The sequence below is a fragment of the Clostridium sp. CS1-1 genome, assembly GCF_056135525.1.
In genome coordinates, this window is the sequence record NZ_CM148680.1 from 4,790,762 (window position 1) to 4,806,693 (window position 15,932).

The following is a 15,932-nucleotide window of genomic DNA, read 5'->3' on the forward strand; positions in this document are numbered from 1 at the left end:
TTATTAAATTAAGAATTTTTCTTTCCTGCAACTTGCTCTTGAATGCTCTTTGGAACATCCTCATAATGATCAAATACCATTGAGTAAACTCCTCTACCTTGTGTTCTTGATCTTAAAGTAGTTGCATAACCAAACATCTCTGAAAGAGGTACGAATGATCTTATTACTTGAGCACCTGCTCTTGCTTCCATTCCTTCTATTCTTCCTCTTCTTGAGTTAATGTCTCCCATTACATCTCCCATGTACTCTTCAGGGACTATAACTTCAACTTTCATCATTGGTTCTAGTAATACTGCATCTGCTTTTGCCATAGCGTTCTTAAATGCCATAGATCCAGCGATTTTAAATGCCATTTCTGATGAGTCAACATCATGATATGATCCATCAACTAATTTAATCTTGAAGTTGATAACTGGATATCCAGCTATTATACCACTATCTGAAGCTTCTTGGATACCATTGTCAATTGGTGAAACATATTCCTTTGGAATTGCTCCCCCAACAATAGCATTTTCAAATGAATATCCTTCTTCTGATGGTATCATTTCAATCCAACAGTGACCATACTGACCACGTCCACCAGACTGTCTAACAAACTTACCTTCAGCTTTAACAGCCTTTTTAATAGTTTCTTTATAAGCAACTTGTGGCTTACCAACGTTACATTCAACTTTAAATTCTCTTTGAAGTCTATCAACGATTATCTCAAGGTGAAGTTCTCCCATACCAGCTATAATTGTCTGACCAGTTTCTTGATCTGTATGAGTTCTAAATGTTGGATCCTCTTCAGCAAGCTTAGCTAACGCTATACCCATTTTTTCTTGACCAGCTTTAGTCTTTGGCTCTATAGCTACATCTATAACTGGATCTGGGAATTCCATACTTTCAAGTATAATTGGATTTTCATCATCACAAAGTGTATTACCTGTTGTAGTTTCTTTTAATCCAATTATTGCTCCTAAATCACCAGCGCGAAGTTCTTCAACTTCTTGTCTGGAGTTAGCATGCATTTTAACAAGTCTTCCAATTCTCTCTTTTTTTCCTTTTGTTGAGTTAAGTACATAAGTACCGCTCTTCATTATACCTGAGTATATTCTTGCGAAAGCTAACTTACCTACAAATGGGTCAGTTGCTATTTTAAATGCTAACGCTGACATTGGTGCGTTATCGTCCGCTGGTCTTCTATCTTCTGCACCAGTATCAGGATTTGTTCCTTGAATAGCTGGAATGTCTAATGGTGATGGCATGTATGCAACTACAGCATCAATCATTGGTTGAACACCTTTGTTTTTATATGATGATCCACATACAACTGGCACTATAGCATTGTTTATAACACCTTTTCTAAGTGCTTGATTTATTTCTTCTATAGTAAACTCTTCGCCTTCAAGATATTTCATCATTAATTCTTCATCTTGTTCAGCTACAGCTTCTAGTAAAGTTGTTCTGTATTCTGCAGCTTTTTCTTTTAAATCTGCAGGAATTTCAACTGAATCCATAACTGTTCCTAAATCATCTTCATATATTATAGCTTCATTAGTTACAATGTCTACAATTCCTTTGAAATTAGCTTCAGATCCTATCGGGATTTGAATTGGAACTGCATTACAGTGCAATCTATCTCTTAACATGTTTACACACATGTAGAAGTCAGCACCTGTTGAGTCCATCTTGTTCACATATACCATTCTTGGTACTTTATAGTTATCTGCCTGTCTCCATACTGTCTCAGTTTGTGGTTCTACTCCACTTTTTGCATCCAGTACTGTAACTGCACCATCAAGAACTCTTAACGATCTTTCAACTTCTACAGTAAAATCCACGTGTCCTGGTGTATCTATGATGTTTATTGCATGATCTTTCCATAGACAGAAGGTTGCAGCTGATGTTATTGTTATTCCTCTTTCCTGCTCTTGAACCATCCAGTCCATTGTAGCTCCGCCTTCATGAACCTCACCTATTTTATGAGTTTTTCCTGTATAGAAAAGGATACGCTCAGTTGTGGTAGTTTTTCCAGCATCAATATGTGCCATTATTCCGATATTACGAAATCTCTCTAATGGATATTCTCTTCCCACTTAATCTTCCTCCCTTTTAAGTATGAATTTTAAATTTGACAAAACTGTTTTGGTGTATACCAAAACAGTTTTGTGATATTAGTATCTATAATGTGCAAAAGCCTTATTAGCTTCAGCCATTTTATGAGTATCTTCTCTTTTCTTAACAGCTGCACCTGTATTGTTAGCTGCATCCATTAATTCTCCAGCAAGTCTGTCTCTCATGTACTTCTCGCCTCTTTTTCTTGCTGCTGCAAGCATCCATCTGATTCCTAATGTCTGTCTTCTCTCAGGTCTAACCTCTATAGGAACTTGGTATGTAGCACCACCTATTCTTCTTGCTTTTACTTCAAGAAGTGGCATTACATTGTTCATTGCATCTTCAAAAACCTCTAATGGTTCTCTATCTGTTTTCTGGCGGATTATTTCAAAAGCTGCATAACAAACTTTTTGCGCCACCCCTTTTTTACCATCTTCCATTATACTGTTTATAAACTTTGTAACAACTTTACTATTGTATATTGGATCTGGTAATACATCTCTTTTAGCTATATGTCCTTTTCTTGGCACTTTTCTTCCCTCCTTAACAATTTTAACTTTTAAGTTCATCGGTACTCGGTTAAAATATGTTATATAAACAACATTTTCAACCGCAAAGTGCTTTGTACTTCTGCAAATTATCTATAAATCTATATATAAATGCTGAAGACGCAGCACTACTTTTCAACTTAATTTGACCAAATCTTATTTTTGTTTTGGTCTCTTAGCACCATATTTTGATCTTGATTGTAATCTGTTAGCTACTCCAGCAGAGTCAAGTGCTCCTCTTACTATGTGGTATCTAACCCCTGGAAGGTCTTTAACTCTTCCTCCTCTTATAAGAACAACGCTGTGCTCTTGTAAGTTGTGACCTACACCTGGAATATACGCAGATACTTCAAAACCGTTTGTTAGTCTAACTCTTGCTATTTTTCTTAACGCTGAGTTTGGCTTCTTAGGTGTTGTAGTTTTTACTACTGTACAAACTCCTCTTTTTTGAGGGCATTCCTTTAGTGCTGGTGCTGTTGATTTTGTACCTACTGTCTTTCTGCCTTTTCTTACTAATTGGCTTATAGTTGGCATATTTACACCTCCTTTAAGATATAAATTAAACTAGGCTGTTAACCTAAGTTAATTTCAAATTTGTAGTGTTAAAAATTTATGTTAAATTAAATCTGTAAGCTAATTTAATTAAAAAGACTAATCTTTTAGTACAGCAGCTGTCGCAGCTCCTACATCTATTCCACAAAGTCTTCCTAATTCTTTCATTGTATTTATATACAATACTTCCAGGGAATTTTCATCAACTAATATTTTTACTGACTGTACTAACTTATCATCAGCATCCTTAGCAATATAAACAGTTTTAACGCTATTGTTTTTAATACTTTTAACTGTCTGCTTAACGCCAATAACTTTGTTTCCTTCAAGCCTGTAAACCATAATCTCTATTCCCCCTTACAGTTCTATAGAGACAAAGTTTAAATTACTTTGTCTCCATAAAAAACATACAGATGTATTTTATCATCTTAGCACTGGTATGTCAATAAGTTATATGATTAAGCTTGTGCCTCATCATCTAGTAAGTTCTCATCATTTTCCTTTTCAGTGTTGATTCTAATTGATCTATACCTTGTCATACCTGTACCAGCAGGTATTAACTTTCCAATAATTACATTTTCCTTTAATCCTAGAAGCGGATCTATTTTCCCTTTAATAGCTGCATCTGTAAGTACTCTTGTGGTTTCTTGGAACGATGCTGCTGAAAGGAATGACTCCGTAGCTAGTGATGCTTTTGTAATACCAAGTAAAGCAACCTTACCCTGTGCAGGTATTCCACCTTGAGCTTCAACTCTTTCATTTTCTTCTTCAAAGTCAAATATATCAATTAGTACTCCAGGTAATAACTCTGTATTACCTGACTCTTCTATCTTTACTTTTCTAGTCATTTGTCTTACTACAACTTCAAGATGTTTGTCATTAATATCAACACCCTGTAATCTATAAACTTTTTGCACTTCTGATAGAAGATAGTTTTTAACTCCAAGTACACCCTTAATTCTCAATACATCATGTGGATTAATAGAACCTTCTGTGATTTCATCTCCAGCACCAATTACATCTCCATTTGATACTTTAAGTCTTGAACCAAATGGGATATCATAAGTAACCTCTTCTCCAGCTTCTGTTATAACTGAAACCATTCTCTTCTTCTTTGTTTCTTCCATTCTCACTGTACCCGCAACTTCACTTACTATCGCGAGTCCTTTTGGCTTTCTAGCTTCAAATAATTCCTCTACTCTTGGAAGACCTTGAGTTATATCTGCTCCAGCAACCCCACCAGTGTGGAATGTTCTCATTGTAAGCTGAGTACCAGGTTCTCCTATACTTTGTGCCGCAACTATTCCAACAGCTTCTCCTATATTTATCTTTTGAGATGTAGCCATGTTCATTCCATAGCATCTTGAGCATACACCATGTTTTGACTTACAAGTAAATACTGATCTAATCTTTACCTTTTTAACACCAGCGTCCTCAACTTTATCTGCAATTATAGAGTCCATATAGGTATCTCTTGCAACAATAACTTCTCCTGTTTTAGGATTTAGGATATCTTCTCCTGAATATCTTCCAGTAAGTCTTTCAGCTAGACTTTCAATTGTTTCATTTCCCTCTTTTATTTCAGATACTTCATAACCATCTTGGGTTCCACAATCTTCAACTCTTACTATAACATCTTGGCTTACATCAACAAGTCTTCTAGTAAGGTATCCTGAGTCTGCTGTTTTTAAAGCCGTGTCAGCGTTACCTTTTCTAGCTCCGTGGGTTGATATAAAATACTCAAGAACGTCAAGTCCTTCTCTGAATGATGCTCTTATAGGTAATTCTATAATTTTACCAGATGGGTTAGCCATAAGACCTCTCATACCTGCAAGTTGCTTAATCTGACTCTTAGAACCTCTGGCTCCAGAGTCTGCCATCATAAATATTGGATTAAACTTATCAAGCGTTCTCATAAGCGCGTCTGCTACATCTTCTGTGGTCTTAGTCCATTTTTCTATAACTCTTTCATATCTTTCATCTTCAGATATGAATCCTCTTCTATACATCTTCTCAATTTTATCAACTGCGGCATCAGCTTCTTCAAGTAATCTTTTCTTATCTTCTGGAACTACCATGTCAGATGTTGAGACAGTAATAGCTCCTATACTTGAATAATGATATCCTTTTGCCTTTATGTTATCAAGCATAATAGACGTTTCAGTTGCACCGTGTTTCATATAACATTTATCTATAACTTTTCCAAGGTTTTTCTTAGTAACAAGGAAATCAACCTCCAACTTAAATTCGTTTTCTGGCTTACTTCTATCTATAAATCCTAAGTCTTGTGGTATAGCCTCATTAAATATTATTTTCCCTGGAGTAGTTTCTATTATTCCGCTAACTTCTTTTCCATCTTTTATTTTAGTCATTTTAACTTTTATTTTAGCATGAATGCTAACTTCAGTTAATTGATATGCCATTATCACTTCATCAGGTGATGAGAATATCTTTCCTTCACCCTTCTCACCATCTTTATCTATAGTTAAATAATATGAACCAAGTACCATATCCTGAGTTGGTACTACAACTGGCTTTCCATCAGATGGTTTCATTATATTGTGTGCTGCAAGCATCAAGAATCTTGCTTCTGCCTGCGCTTCAACAGATAAAGGAACGTGAACAGCCATTTGGTCTCCATCGAAATCTGCATTGTACGCTGTACATGATAGTGGGTGAAGTTTTATTGCTCTACCTTCAACAAGTACAGGTTGGAATGCCTGAATTCCTAGTCTATGTAGAGTAGGAGCACGATTTAAAAGAACTGGATGGTCAGCTATTACTTCCTCAAGTACATCCCATACTTGAGTCTGAACCCTTTCAACCATTCTTTTAGCACTTTTTATGTTATGTGCTACTCCACTTTCAACAAGCTTCTTCATAACAAAAGGTTTAAATAATTCAAGCGCCATTTCTTTTGGAAGTCCACATTGATACATTTTAAGTTCAGGTCCTACAACTATAACAGAACGCCCTGAGTAGTCAACACGCTTTCCTAGTAGGTTTTGTCTAAATCTTCCCTGCTTACCTTTTAACATATCCGATAATGATTTTAAAGGTCTATTTCCTGGTCCTGTAACTGGTCTTCCTCTTCTTCCATTGTCTATAAGTGCATCTACTGCTTCTTGTAGCATTCTTTTTTCATTTCTTACTATGATATCTGGTGCACCTAAGTCTAGAAGCTTCTTCAATCTATTGTTTCTGTTTATAACTCTTCTATAAAGGTCATTTAAATCTGATGTAGCGAATCTACCACCATCAAGTTGAACCATAGGTCTTAAGTCTGGTGGTATCACAGGTATTACATCTATAATCATCCACTCTGGTCTATTGCTAGACTTTCTAAATGACTCTACAACTTCTAATCTTCTAATTATTCTTACTTTCTTTTGTCCTGTACTGGTTTTCAAATCTTCTTTTAATTCAACAGATAATTGCTCTAAGTCTAGTTCTTCTAAAAGCTTTTTAATAGACTCAGCTCCCATACCTGCCGAAAAGTTTTCTTCGCCGTATTTGTCTACAGCTTCTCTATATTCCTTTTCATTTAGCAATTGCTTCTTTAATAAAGGAGTTTCTTTAGGGTCTAAAACAACATAGGATGCAAAGTATAGAATTTTTTCTAAAGCCCTTGGAGACATATCAAGTATAAGTCCCATACGCGATGGTATTCCCTTGAAATACCATATGTGAGATACAGGGGCTGCGAGTTCAATATGCCCCATTCTCTCACGTCTTACCTTAGCTTTAGTAACTTCAACGCCGCATCTGTCACAAACTATACCTTTATATCTAATCCTCTTATATTTACCACAGTGACATTCCCAGTCTTTCATTGGTCCAAATATTCTTTCACAGAACAAACCATCTCTTTCGGGTTTTAACGTTCTATAATTTATAGTTTCTGGTTTTTTAACTTCACCTCTAGACCATTCTCTAATTTTTTCAGGCGAAGCCAATCCTATTTGTAGTGCATCAAAATTATTTAATTCAAACAAGGGTACATCCTCCCTTCCTAGTGTTCATCACCAAAATCATCTATTTCCAATTCGCCCTGAAGATCATCTAAAGAAATATCTTCATAATCGATATCTAGTTCTTCATCAGTATCTTCATTTTCAATGTAGTCATCAGTAGGAGGTGGTGGAACAATCTCTTCGCTACCTTCAATATTAACACCTAAGTCCTCTATTTCTTCCTCTACTGATTCTCTTAATTTTATCTCTTCATTATCATCATTTAATACTTTTACATCAAGACATAAAGCCTGTAATTCCTTTATAAGAACCTTAAATGATTCAGGAACTCCTGGTTCAGGTATATTTTCACCTTTTACAATAGCTTCATAAGTTTTAACTCTTCCCACTACATCATCAGACTTAACTGTCAATATTTCTTGAAGAGTATGAGCAGCACCATATGCTTCTAGGGCCCAAACTTCCATCTCTCCAAATCTCTGTCCTCCGAATTGCGCCTTACCACCTAACGGTTGCTGAGTAACTAATGAATATGGTCCTGTAGATCTAGCATGTATCTTGTCATCAACTAAGTGAGCTAGTTTTAATATATACATATAGCCTACAGTTACATCGTTATCGAAAGGCTCTCCAGTTCTTCCATCATACAATATTGTTTTACCATGTTCTTTGTATCCAGCTTTTAATAGACAGTCAATTATTTCTTCCTCTGTAGCTCCATCGAATACAGGAGTAGCTATGTGCCATCCTAGTTCACTTGCTGCCCAACCTAAATGAACCTCAAGTACCTGACCTATATTCATACGTGAAGGAACCCCTAATGGGTTTAAACATATCTGAAGTGGTCTTCCATCAGGTAAGAATGGCATATCTTCTTCAGGTAATACTCTAGAAATAACCCCTTTATTACCATGTCTTCCTGCCATCTTATCTCCAACAGAAATCTTTCTTTTTTGTGCTATATAGCATCTAACTAGTTTATTAACACCTGGTGGTAATTCATCACCATTTTCTCTAGTAAATACTTTTACGTCAACAATTATACCAGCTTCTCCATGTGGTACCCTTAATGAAGTATCTCTAACTTCTCTTGCTTTTTCTCCAAATATTGCTCTAAGCAATCTTTCCTCTGCTGTAAGTTCAGTTTCTCCTTTAGGCGTTACTTTTCCTACAAGAATATCTCCTGATCTTACTTCAGCACCTATTCTTATTATTCCTCTTTCATCTATATCCTTTAAGGCATCATCACCAACATTAGGTATATCTCTTGTTATTTCTTCTGGTCCCAACTTTGTATCTCTTGCTTCTGCTTCATATTCTTCTATATGAATTGAAGTAAATACATCATTTTTAACTAACTCTTCTGAAATGAGCATCGCATCTTCATAGTTATAACCTTCCCATGTTATGAATCCCATTCTGATGTTTTTTCCTAATGCTATTTCTCCCAAATCAGTTGATGGTCCATCTGACAATACAGTTCCCTTTTCAACACGTTCATCCTTGCTTACTATTGGTCTTTGATTTATACAAGTACCTTGGTTAGATCTCTTAAATTTAAGAAGTCTATAGACGTCTATTCCACCATCTGAATCTCTCTTAACCCTTACCTCATTTGCACTCACATATACAACAATTCCTGCATTTTTTGCTTTTGGTAATACACCTGAGTCTACCGCAGCCTTAAATTCAATTCCTGTTCCTACAACTGGAGCTTGAGGCTTTAATAGGGGTACCGCCTGACGTTGCATGTTTGATCCCATAAGAGCACGGCTGGCATCATCATTCTCTAAGAATGGTATCATTGCAGTAGCAACAGAAACTATTTGTCTTGGAGATATATCCATAAAGTCAACATCTTCTCGTGGAACAACAATTATATCTTCCTTAGTTCTTACAGTAATCTTATTATCAATAAAATATCCATCTTCCTCAATAGGTTCATTTGCCTGAGCAACTAGGTACTCATCTTCTTCATCTGCTGTCATATATACTATTTTGGTGGTAACTCTACCTGTCTTTTTATCAACTTTTCTATATGGCGCTTCGATAAATCCGTAATCATTAACTCTAGCATAAGTTGCTAATGAGTTAATGAGACCTATATTTGGACCTTCTGGTGTTTCTATAGGGCACATTCTACCATAGTGTGAGTGGTGAACGTCTCTAACTTCGAATCCAGCTCTTTCTCTTGAAAGACCACCTGGTCCTAGAGCCGAAAGTCTTCTCTTGTGAGTTAACTCTGATAAAGGATTTGTTTGATCCATGAATTGTGAAAGCTGTGAACTTCCAAAAAACTCCTTTATAGCTGCTGCCACAGGTCTTATATTTATCAGTGCTTGTGGAGTTATTACCTCTTGATCTTGAATAGTCATTCTTTCCTTAACTACTCTTTCCATTCTTGAAAGACCTATTCTAAATTGGTTTTGAAGAAGTTCTCCAACTGATCTAAGTCTTCTGTTTCCAAGGTGATCAATATCATCTGTATGACCAATATTATACGCTAATCCTAATTCATAGCTTACTGTAGCGTATATATCATCTCTTATTATATGCTTAGGTATTAACATATGGATATTCTTTCTTAGTTGCTCTTTTATACTTTGTTCATCGCTATAATTGTCTAAAATTTCTTTTAGAGTAGGATAATGAACAAGTTCCTTTATATTTAAATCATCTATTTTAAAATCTATAAAATTATGTATATTTACAAAGTTATTTCCTAAAATCTTTAAAACTTTATCTTCAACTTGAATATTTACTGAGTTTACACCACAGTTTTGAATTTCTAAGGCTTTTTCTCTATCAATCTTCTCACCTTTTTGAATAAGAATCTCACCTGTTTGTGGGCTTACAACATCTTCTGCTGAAATTTGGTTTGCAATTCTTAGATGTAATGCTAATTTTTTATTGAATTTATATCTTCCAACTCTTGATAAATCATATCTTTTGGGGTCAAAAAATAAAGATTCAATAAGTGACTGTGCACTATCAACTGTAGGTGGTTCTCCCGGTCTTAATCTTTTGTAAATCTCAAGTAATGCCTCTTCACGAGTTTTTGTATTATCTTTTTCTATTGTAGCTTTTAATCTTTCGTCATCTCCAAAAAACTCAGTTATTTCAGCATCTGTTCCGTACCCCATAGATCTTACAAGAATAGTTATAGGCAACTTTCTCGTCTTGTCTATTCTTACATAAATTATATCATTTGAGTCAGTTTCATACTCTAACCAAGCACCTCTGTTTGGTATTACAGTTGCGGAAAAAAGTTTCTTACCTGTCTTATCAACTGCCATGTCATAGTAAACACCTGGTGATCTAACTAATTGGCTAACTATTACTCTTTCTGCACCGTTAATAATAAAGGTTCCCTGTTCGGTCATAAGAGGAAAGTCTCCCATGAACACTTCTTGTTCTTTTACCTCACCAGTTTCCTTGTTAAGTAATCTAACTTTTACTTTTAAAGGTGCTGCGTATGTAGCATCTCTTTCCTTACATTCCTCAACAGAATACTTGATGTTATCCATATCCAATTTATACCCAACAAACTCTAGATTTAGATTAGCGGTATAATCCTGAATTGGATTAATATCGTCAAACACTTCTTGCAGGCCTTCCCTTAAAAACCAATTATAGGAATCTAGCTGCACCTCAATCAAATTAGGCATATCACCTACTTCTTTAAGTTTGGAAAAGCTCATTCTTGTTCTTTTACCAACCTGGACAGGATGTACCATTGACTTTCACCCCTTGCATAAACTAAAAATAACCACAAACACAACTCAATTAAAATGTGTTTCTGGATTGACCACATTACCATCTTTTTAGTATAACCTTTTTTTTATAATTAATTCAAACTTTAGTAAAAAATTATAATATTCACATTGTAATTAATTCATCAATGCAATAAATTATTTTATCACAATACTAAATAATTGTCAATAATTACTGTCTATAAATTTGAAAAGAGGCACTTTTTATATAAAAAGTGCCTCTTTTTTATAAGATACTATTTTATTTCTACAGTAGCACCAACTTCTGCAAGTTTAGCTTTTATAGCTTCAGCATCTTCTTTGCTTACGCCCTCTTTTAATGTCTTAGGAGCTCCATCAACTACTTCTTTAGCTTCTTTTAATCCTAAGCCAGTTAACTCTCTAACTACTTTTATAACTTTTATTTTTTCTGATCCAGCATTAGCTAATACTACATCAAATTCAGTTTTTTCTTCTGCTGCAGCTGGTGCTGCACCCGCTACTGCTACTGGAGCAGCTGCGCTTACTCCAAATTCCTCTTCACATGCTTTTACTAACTCGTTTAATTCTAAAACGCTCATTTCTTTTATAGCTTGAATTATTTCTTCTCTAGTCATTATTAGACACCTCCAAAATTTCTCTTCAATAAATTATTCATTATTCAAATTATGCTTCTTCTGACTCTTTCTTTTCTTTAATAGCATTTAATAAATATGCTAAGTTTGACATTGGAGCTTTGAAGCTTCCAAGTAATTGAGCAAGTAGAACTTCTCTTGGTGGTATTTTAGCAAGTTGTTGAACTTTTGCAGTATCAAATATCTCGCCTTGAACTACTCCACCTTTTAATTCTAACTTTTTATGATCCTTTGCAAAGTCATTAAGGATTCTAGCAGGAGCTGTTGGATCTTCATATCCAAATGCTACTGATACAGGTCCTTCAAGAACGCTTTCAATTCCATCAAATCCTAACTCTTTTGCAGCTAACGTAGTTAAAGTATTCTTGTAAACTTTATATTCTACGCCTGACTCTCTTAATTTCTTTCTAAGCTCTGTATCCTCTTCAACAGTTAATCCTTGATATTTAGCGAAAATTATACCTTGAGCTTTTTCCATTTTTTCTTTTATTTCTAACACTTTTGTTTCTTTTATTTCTCTATTCTTTCCCACTGTGTGTCCACCTCCTCACAGTTTAAAACTGATATAATATAAATTTAAAGGTCTCTCCGTAAACGCAGAGAGACCAATTACATTCTACTATTGGAACCCTCGGTAGGTTGGTACAACCGTTATGCATTCGCACCTACTGTCTACGGAATATTTATTTATTTTATCAACCTCTAAGATTATACATTAATTATCGATTTATGTCAACAATTAATCTAATGCTTTTACCGGATTTATTCTTATTCCAGGTCCCATAGTGCTTGAAACTGCTACAGATTTTAAGTATTGTCCTTTAGCAGCTGCAGGTTTAGCTTTTATAACAGCTTCCATTAATGAATGGAAGTTTTCAAGTAATTTTTGCTCTCCAAATGATTTCTTTCCAATTGGAACGTGTACTATAGCAGTTTTATCAACTCTATATTCAACCTTACCAGCTTTAATATCAGCTACTGCTCTTGATACATCAAAAGTAACTGTACCTGATTTTGGGTTTGGCATTAATCCCTTAGGTCCTAATACTCTACCTAATCTACCAACAACACCCATCATGTCTGGTGTAGCAACAACTACGTCAAAGTCAAACCAGTTTTCTTTTTGTATTTTATCAACTAGTTCCTCTGCTCCTACGAATTCTGCGCCAGCTGCTTCAGCTTCTTTAGCCTTATCACCTTTTGCAAAAACTAAAACTCTTACTTTCTTACCAGTTCCGTGAGGAAGTACTACAGCTCCTCTAACTTGCTGGTCTGCGTGTCTTGGGTCAACTCCAAGTCTTAATGCTAATTCAATAGTTTCATCAAATTTAGCTTTTGAAGTCTTTACAGCAAGTTCCATAGCTTCTGATGGTGTGTATAGAACACTTCTATCAATAAGCTTAACGCTTTCATTGTAACTCTTTCCCATTTTCTATCCTCCTTTGTGGTTTTAACGGTTTTTACCTCCCACTATTTTGGTTAACTATTCTTCAACAACTATACCCATGCTTCTTGCTGTTCCTGCTACCATGCTCATAGCAGCTTCAACTGATCCTGCATTTAAGTCTGGCATTTTTGTTTCAGCTATTTGTCTAACTTGTTCTTTAGTTACTTTAGCAACTTTAGTTTTATTTGGTACGCCTGATCCACTCTCTATTCCTGCTGCTTTCTTTAATAATACTGCTGCAGGTGGAGTCTTTAGTATGAAACTAAATGATCTGTCCTGATATACAGTAATAACTACAGGAATTATCAAGCCTGCTTGATTAGCAGTCTTAGCGTTAAATTCTTTACAGAATCCCATAATATTTACCCCATGCTGTCCAAGTGCTGGTCCAACAGGTGGTGCTGGAGTTGCTTTTCCTGCAGGAAGTTGAAGTTTAATCATTCCTACTACTTTTTTAGCCATGAATTTACACCTCCTAAAATGTGGTTATACGGACTTATGCCCTCCCACTTGTTAAGACTTACGTCTTATTGACTAATCTAGTTTTTCTATTTGATTAAAATCAAGTTCAACAGGGGTTTCCCTGCCAAACATGTTTACTAACGCTTTAATTTTTCTTTTTTCTGTATTAATTTCTTGGATAACAGCCGGGAAGTTTTCTAATGGTCCTGACTTAACTTTAATATTCTCTCCCACTTCAACATCTACGTTAACGAGTTTTTCAGCTATGCCCATAGCTGTTACTTCTTCTTCAGTAAGTGGTACAGGTTTTGACCCTGGTCCTACAAACCCCGTTACTCCTCTAGTGTTTCTAACTATGTACCAAGAATCATCTGTCATTATCATATGCACTAAAACATATCCTGGAAAAATCTTTTTTTGAGTTATTTTCTTTTTACCATCTTTTATTTCGATTTGTTCCTCCATAGGAACTTGAACATCATCTATCCAATGGTAAAGATTTCTATTCTCAATGGTTTTTTCAAGATTAGCTTTAACCTTATTCTCATAACCAGAATATGTGTGTACTACATACCATCTAGCTTTTTCTGCCATAATTCAAGGGACGGGAATCTTCTCTCGACCCCTACCTCCTTTTTATGTTATTTAAATATTACTGCAATCAGATTTTTGAATCCAAAATCTAGTAGTCCAACAATTAATACATATATAACACAAAATGTCATAACTGTTGCTGTTGCTTTTTTTACATTTTCTTTAGAGGCCCAAGTTATTCTTTTAAATTCTGCTTTTAATTCTTTAAAAAAATTAATAACTCCGTTGCCGGATGCTGCTGTTTTATTCACTTTTTTCATATCATTCTGTGCAGCCATTATTTCACATCCTCAATTCATTTTAATTAAACGCCTCTATGTAATACTACTTTGTTTCTTTATGAGCTGTGTGCTTATGGCAAAATGGGCAATACTTTCTCATTTCTAATCTGTCAGGATCATTTTTCTTGTTTTTCATTGTATGATAATTTCTTTGTTTGCAGTCTGTACATGCTATTGTTATTTTTATTCTCATTGCTTCCACCTCCTGATACATGCCTATATATAAATATCAAAATGTCGTTTATTGTTACTTACGATTGTGCGTTACTTAGATAATTTATCACAACTTAGTTATTATGTCAATTGAAATTAAAAGCATGTATTACTATTAATTTACATTTATACTTTTAAAAGGACTAGGTCTAGAAACCCAGTCCTATAACATTGATTACTTTTCTATAGTACTAACAACTCCTGAACCAACAGTTCTTCCGCCTTCTCTTATAGCGAATCTTAATCCTTCATCCATTGCTACTGGAGTGATTAATTCAACTTTCATGTCGATGTGGTCTCCAGGCATAACCATTTCCATTCCTTCTGGTAATTTGATTGATCCTGTAACGTCTGTTGTTCTGAAATAGAATTGTGGTCTGTATCCATCGAAGAATGGAGTGTGTCTTCCGCCTTCTTCTTTCTTTAATACGTAAACCTGACCTACAAACTTGCTGTGTGGTTGAACTGAACCAGGTTTTGCTAATACTTGACCTCTTTCGATATCAGTTCTTTGAACACCTCTTAATAATGCTCCTATGTTATCTCCTGCCATCGCTTGATCAAGAAGCTTTCTAAACATTTCAACTCCTGTACATACTGACTTACCTTTTTCTTCTTTTAATCCAACGATTTCTACTTCGTCTCCAACTTTTAGTATTCCACTTTCAACTCTTCCTGTTGCAACTGTTCCTCTTCCTGTGATTGTGAATACATCTTCTACTGGCATTAAGAATGCTTTGTCTGTAGCTCTTTCTGGTGTTGGTATATGGCTATCTACTGCATCCATTAAGTCTAGTATTGGCTTTATTGCTTCTTCATCTGTTGGATTTTCTAATGCTTTTAATGCTGATCCAGCTACGATTGGAGTATCATCTCCTGGGAAGTCATACTCGTTAAGTAATTCTCTAACTTCCATTTCAACTAATTCTAACAACTCTGGATCATCTACCATATCTGCTTTGTTTAAGAATACTACTATATATTGTACTCCAACTCTTGATGCTAGTAGTATGTGCTCTCTTGTTTGTGGCATTGGACCATCTGCTGCACTTACAACTAAGATAGCTCCATCCATCTGTGCTGCTCCTGTTATCATGTTCTTAACATAGTCAGCGTGTCCTGGACAATCAACGTGTGCATAGTGTCTTGTTTCTGTTTGATATTCAACGTGTGCTGTGTTGATTGTGATTCCTCTTTCTCTTTCTTCTGGTGCTTTGTCTATTGATGCATAATCAAATGCTTCTGCAAATCCTTTTTTTGATAATACTGTTGTTATTGCTGCTGTTAATGTTGTCTTACCGTGGTCTACGTGTCCTATTGTTCCTATGTTTACGTGTGGTTTTGTTCTTTCAAATTTTGCTTTTGACATTTTTTGTT

General features: G+C 35.2%; 14 protein-coding genes and 1 other annotated feature. All 14 genes read right to left on the reverse strand.

Features of this window, described 5'->3' with window-relative positions:
* Positions 1-8: 8 nt before the first annotated feature.
* The 14 genes from fusA to tuf all read right to left on the reverse strand — a co-directional run bounded on the left by fusA (position 9) and on the right by tuf (position 15,924).
* Entirely contained in the window at positions 9-2,078 is a 2,070-nt protein-coding gene (fusA, locus tag AC0N0V_RS22685; protein WP_474461186.1) for an elongation factor G, read from the reverse strand.
* Between the two features lie 78 nt (positions 2,079-2,156).
* On the reverse strand, positions 2,157-2,627 hold the full coding sequence (gene rpsG, locus AC0N0V_RS22690) for a 30S ribosomal protein S7 (RefSeq protein ID WP_474461187.1): 471 nt from the start codon (positions 2,625-2,627) through the stop codon (positions 2,157-2,159).
* Positions 2,628-2,801: 174 nt separating this feature from the next.
* On the reverse strand, positions 2,802-3,179 hold the full coding sequence (gene rpsL / locus AC0N0V_RS22695; protein WP_474461188.1) for a 30S ribosomal protein S12: 378 nt from the start codon (positions 3,177-3,179) through the stop codon (positions 2,802-2,804).
* A gap of 117 nt (positions 3,180-3,296) precedes the next feature.
* Complete coding sequence (locus AC0N0V_RS22700) at positions 3,297-3,539, reverse strand: ribosomal L7Ae/L30e/S12e/Gadd45 family protein (protein WP_474461189.1); 243 nt, start codon at positions 3,537-3,539, stop codon at positions 3,297-3,299.
* Positions 3,540-3,655: 116 nt separating this feature from the next.
* Positions 3,656-7,192, reverse strand: a complete 3,537-nt coding sequence (gene rpoC / locus AC0N0V_RS22705; protein ID WP_474461190.1) for a DNA-directed RNA polymerase subunit beta' — start codon at positions 7,190-7,192, stop codon at positions 3,656-3,658.
* A gap of 17 nt (positions 7,193-7,209) precedes the next feature.
* Positions 7,210-10,908, reverse strand: a complete 3,699-nt coding sequence (rpoB, locus tag AC0N0V_RS22710) for a DNA-directed RNA polymerase subunit beta (protein ID WP_474461192.1) — start codon at positions 10,906-10,908, stop codon at positions 7,210-7,212.
* 272 nt (positions 10,909-11,180) lie between these two features.
* Positions 11,181-11,540: a 50S ribosomal protein L7/L12 gene (rplL, locus tag AC0N0V_RS22715; RefSeq protein WP_474461193.1), complete on the reverse strand. Its 360-nt coding sequence runs from the start codon at positions 11,538-11,540 to the stop codon at positions 11,181-11,183.
* Between the two features lie 49 nt (positions 11,541-11,589).
* Positions 11,590-12,090, reverse strand: a complete 501-nt coding sequence (gene rplJ / locus AC0N0V_RS22720; RefSeq protein WP_474461194.1) for a 50S ribosomal protein L10 — start codon at positions 12,088-12,090, stop codon at positions 11,590-11,592.
* A 34-nt stretch (positions 12,091-12,124) separates the two neighbouring features.
* Positions 12,125-12,254, reverse strand: a sequence feature (ribosomal protein L10 leader region).
* Between the two features lie 43 nt (positions 12,255-12,297).
* Positions 12,298-12,987 (reverse strand): 50S ribosomal protein L1, encoded by a 690-nt coding sequence (gene rplA, locus AC0N0V_RS22725; protein WP_474461196.1) that lies wholly within the window; start codon positions 12,985-12,987, stop codon positions 12,298-12,300.
* A gap of 54 nt (positions 12,988-13,041) precedes the next feature.
* Complete coding sequence (rplK, locus tag AC0N0V_RS22730) at positions 13,042-13,467, reverse strand: 50S ribosomal protein L11 (protein ID WP_474461197.1); 426 nt, start codon at positions 13,465-13,467, stop codon at positions 13,042-13,044.
* Between the two features lie 72 nt (positions 13,468-13,539).
* Positions 13,540-14,061: a transcription termination/antitermination protein NusG gene (gene nusG / locus AC0N0V_RS22735; RefSeq protein ID WP_474461198.1), complete on the reverse strand. Its 522-nt coding sequence runs from the start codon at positions 14,059-14,061 to the stop codon at positions 13,540-13,542.
* Positions 14,062-14,108: 47 nt separating this feature from the next.
* Positions 14,109-14,339, reverse strand: a complete 231-nt coding sequence (secE, locus tag AC0N0V_RS22740; protein WP_474461199.1) for a preprotein translocase subunit SecE — start codon at positions 14,337-14,339, stop codon at positions 14,109-14,111.
* 46 nt (positions 14,340-14,385) lie between these two features.
* Positions 14,386-14,535, reverse strand: coding sequence for a 50S ribosomal protein L33 (gene rpmG, locus AC0N0V_RS22745; protein WP_474461200.1), 150 nt, complete (start codon positions 14,533-14,535; stop codon positions 14,386-14,388).
* A 195-nt stretch (positions 14,536-14,730) separates the two neighbouring features.
* Positions 14,731-15,924: an elongation factor Tu gene (gene tuf, locus AC0N0V_RS22750; protein ID WP_474461185.1), complete on the reverse strand. Its 1,194-nt coding sequence runs from the start codon at positions 15,922-15,924 to the stop codon at positions 14,731-14,733.
* Between the last annotated feature and the right edge of the window lie 8 nt (positions 15,925-15,932).

What these genes read in the sequence shown, in the direction of transcription:
- rpsL (WP_474461188.1), bottom strand. Translation starts at nt 3,179, where the DNA reads ATGCCAACTATAAGCCAATTAGTAAGAAAAGGCAGAAAGACAGTAGGT.
- AC0N0V_RS22700 (WP_474461189.1), bottom strand. Translation starts at nt 3,539, where the DNA reads ATGGTTTACAGGCTTGAAGGAAACAAAGTTATTGGCGTTAAGCAGACA.
- rpoB (WP_474461192.1), bottom strand. Translation starts at nt 10,908, where the DNA reads ATGGTACATCCTGTCCAGGTTGGTAAAAGAACAAGAATGAGCTTTTCC.
- rplL (WP_474461193.1), bottom strand. Translation starts at nt 11,540, where the DNA reads ATGACTAGAGAAGAAATAATTCAAGCTATAAAAGAAATGAGCGTTTTA.
- rplA (WP_474461196.1), bottom strand. Translation starts at nt 12,987, where the DNA reads ATGGGAAAGAGTTACAATGAAAGCGTTAAGCTTATTGATAGAAGTGTT.
- rplK (WP_474461197.1), bottom strand. Translation starts at nt 13,467, where the DNA reads ATGGCTAAAAAAGTAGTAGGAATGATTAAACTTCAACTTCCTGCAGGA.
- nusG (WP_474461198.1), bottom strand. Translation starts at nt 14,061, where the DNA reads ATGGCAGAAAAAGCTAGATGGTATGTAGTACACACATATTCTGGTTAT.
- secE (WP_474461199.1), bottom strand. Translation starts at nt 14,339, where the DNA reads ATGGCTGCACAGAATGATATGAAAAAAGTGAATAAAACAGCAGCATCC.
- rpmG (WP_474461200.1), bottom strand. Translation starts at nt 14,535, where the DNA reads ATGAGAATAAAAATAACAATAGCATGTACAGACTGCAAACAAAGAAAT.
- tuf (WP_474461185.1), bottom strand. Translation starts at nt 15,924, where the DNA reads ATGTCAAAAGCAAAATTTGAAAGAACAAAACCACACGTAAACATAGGA.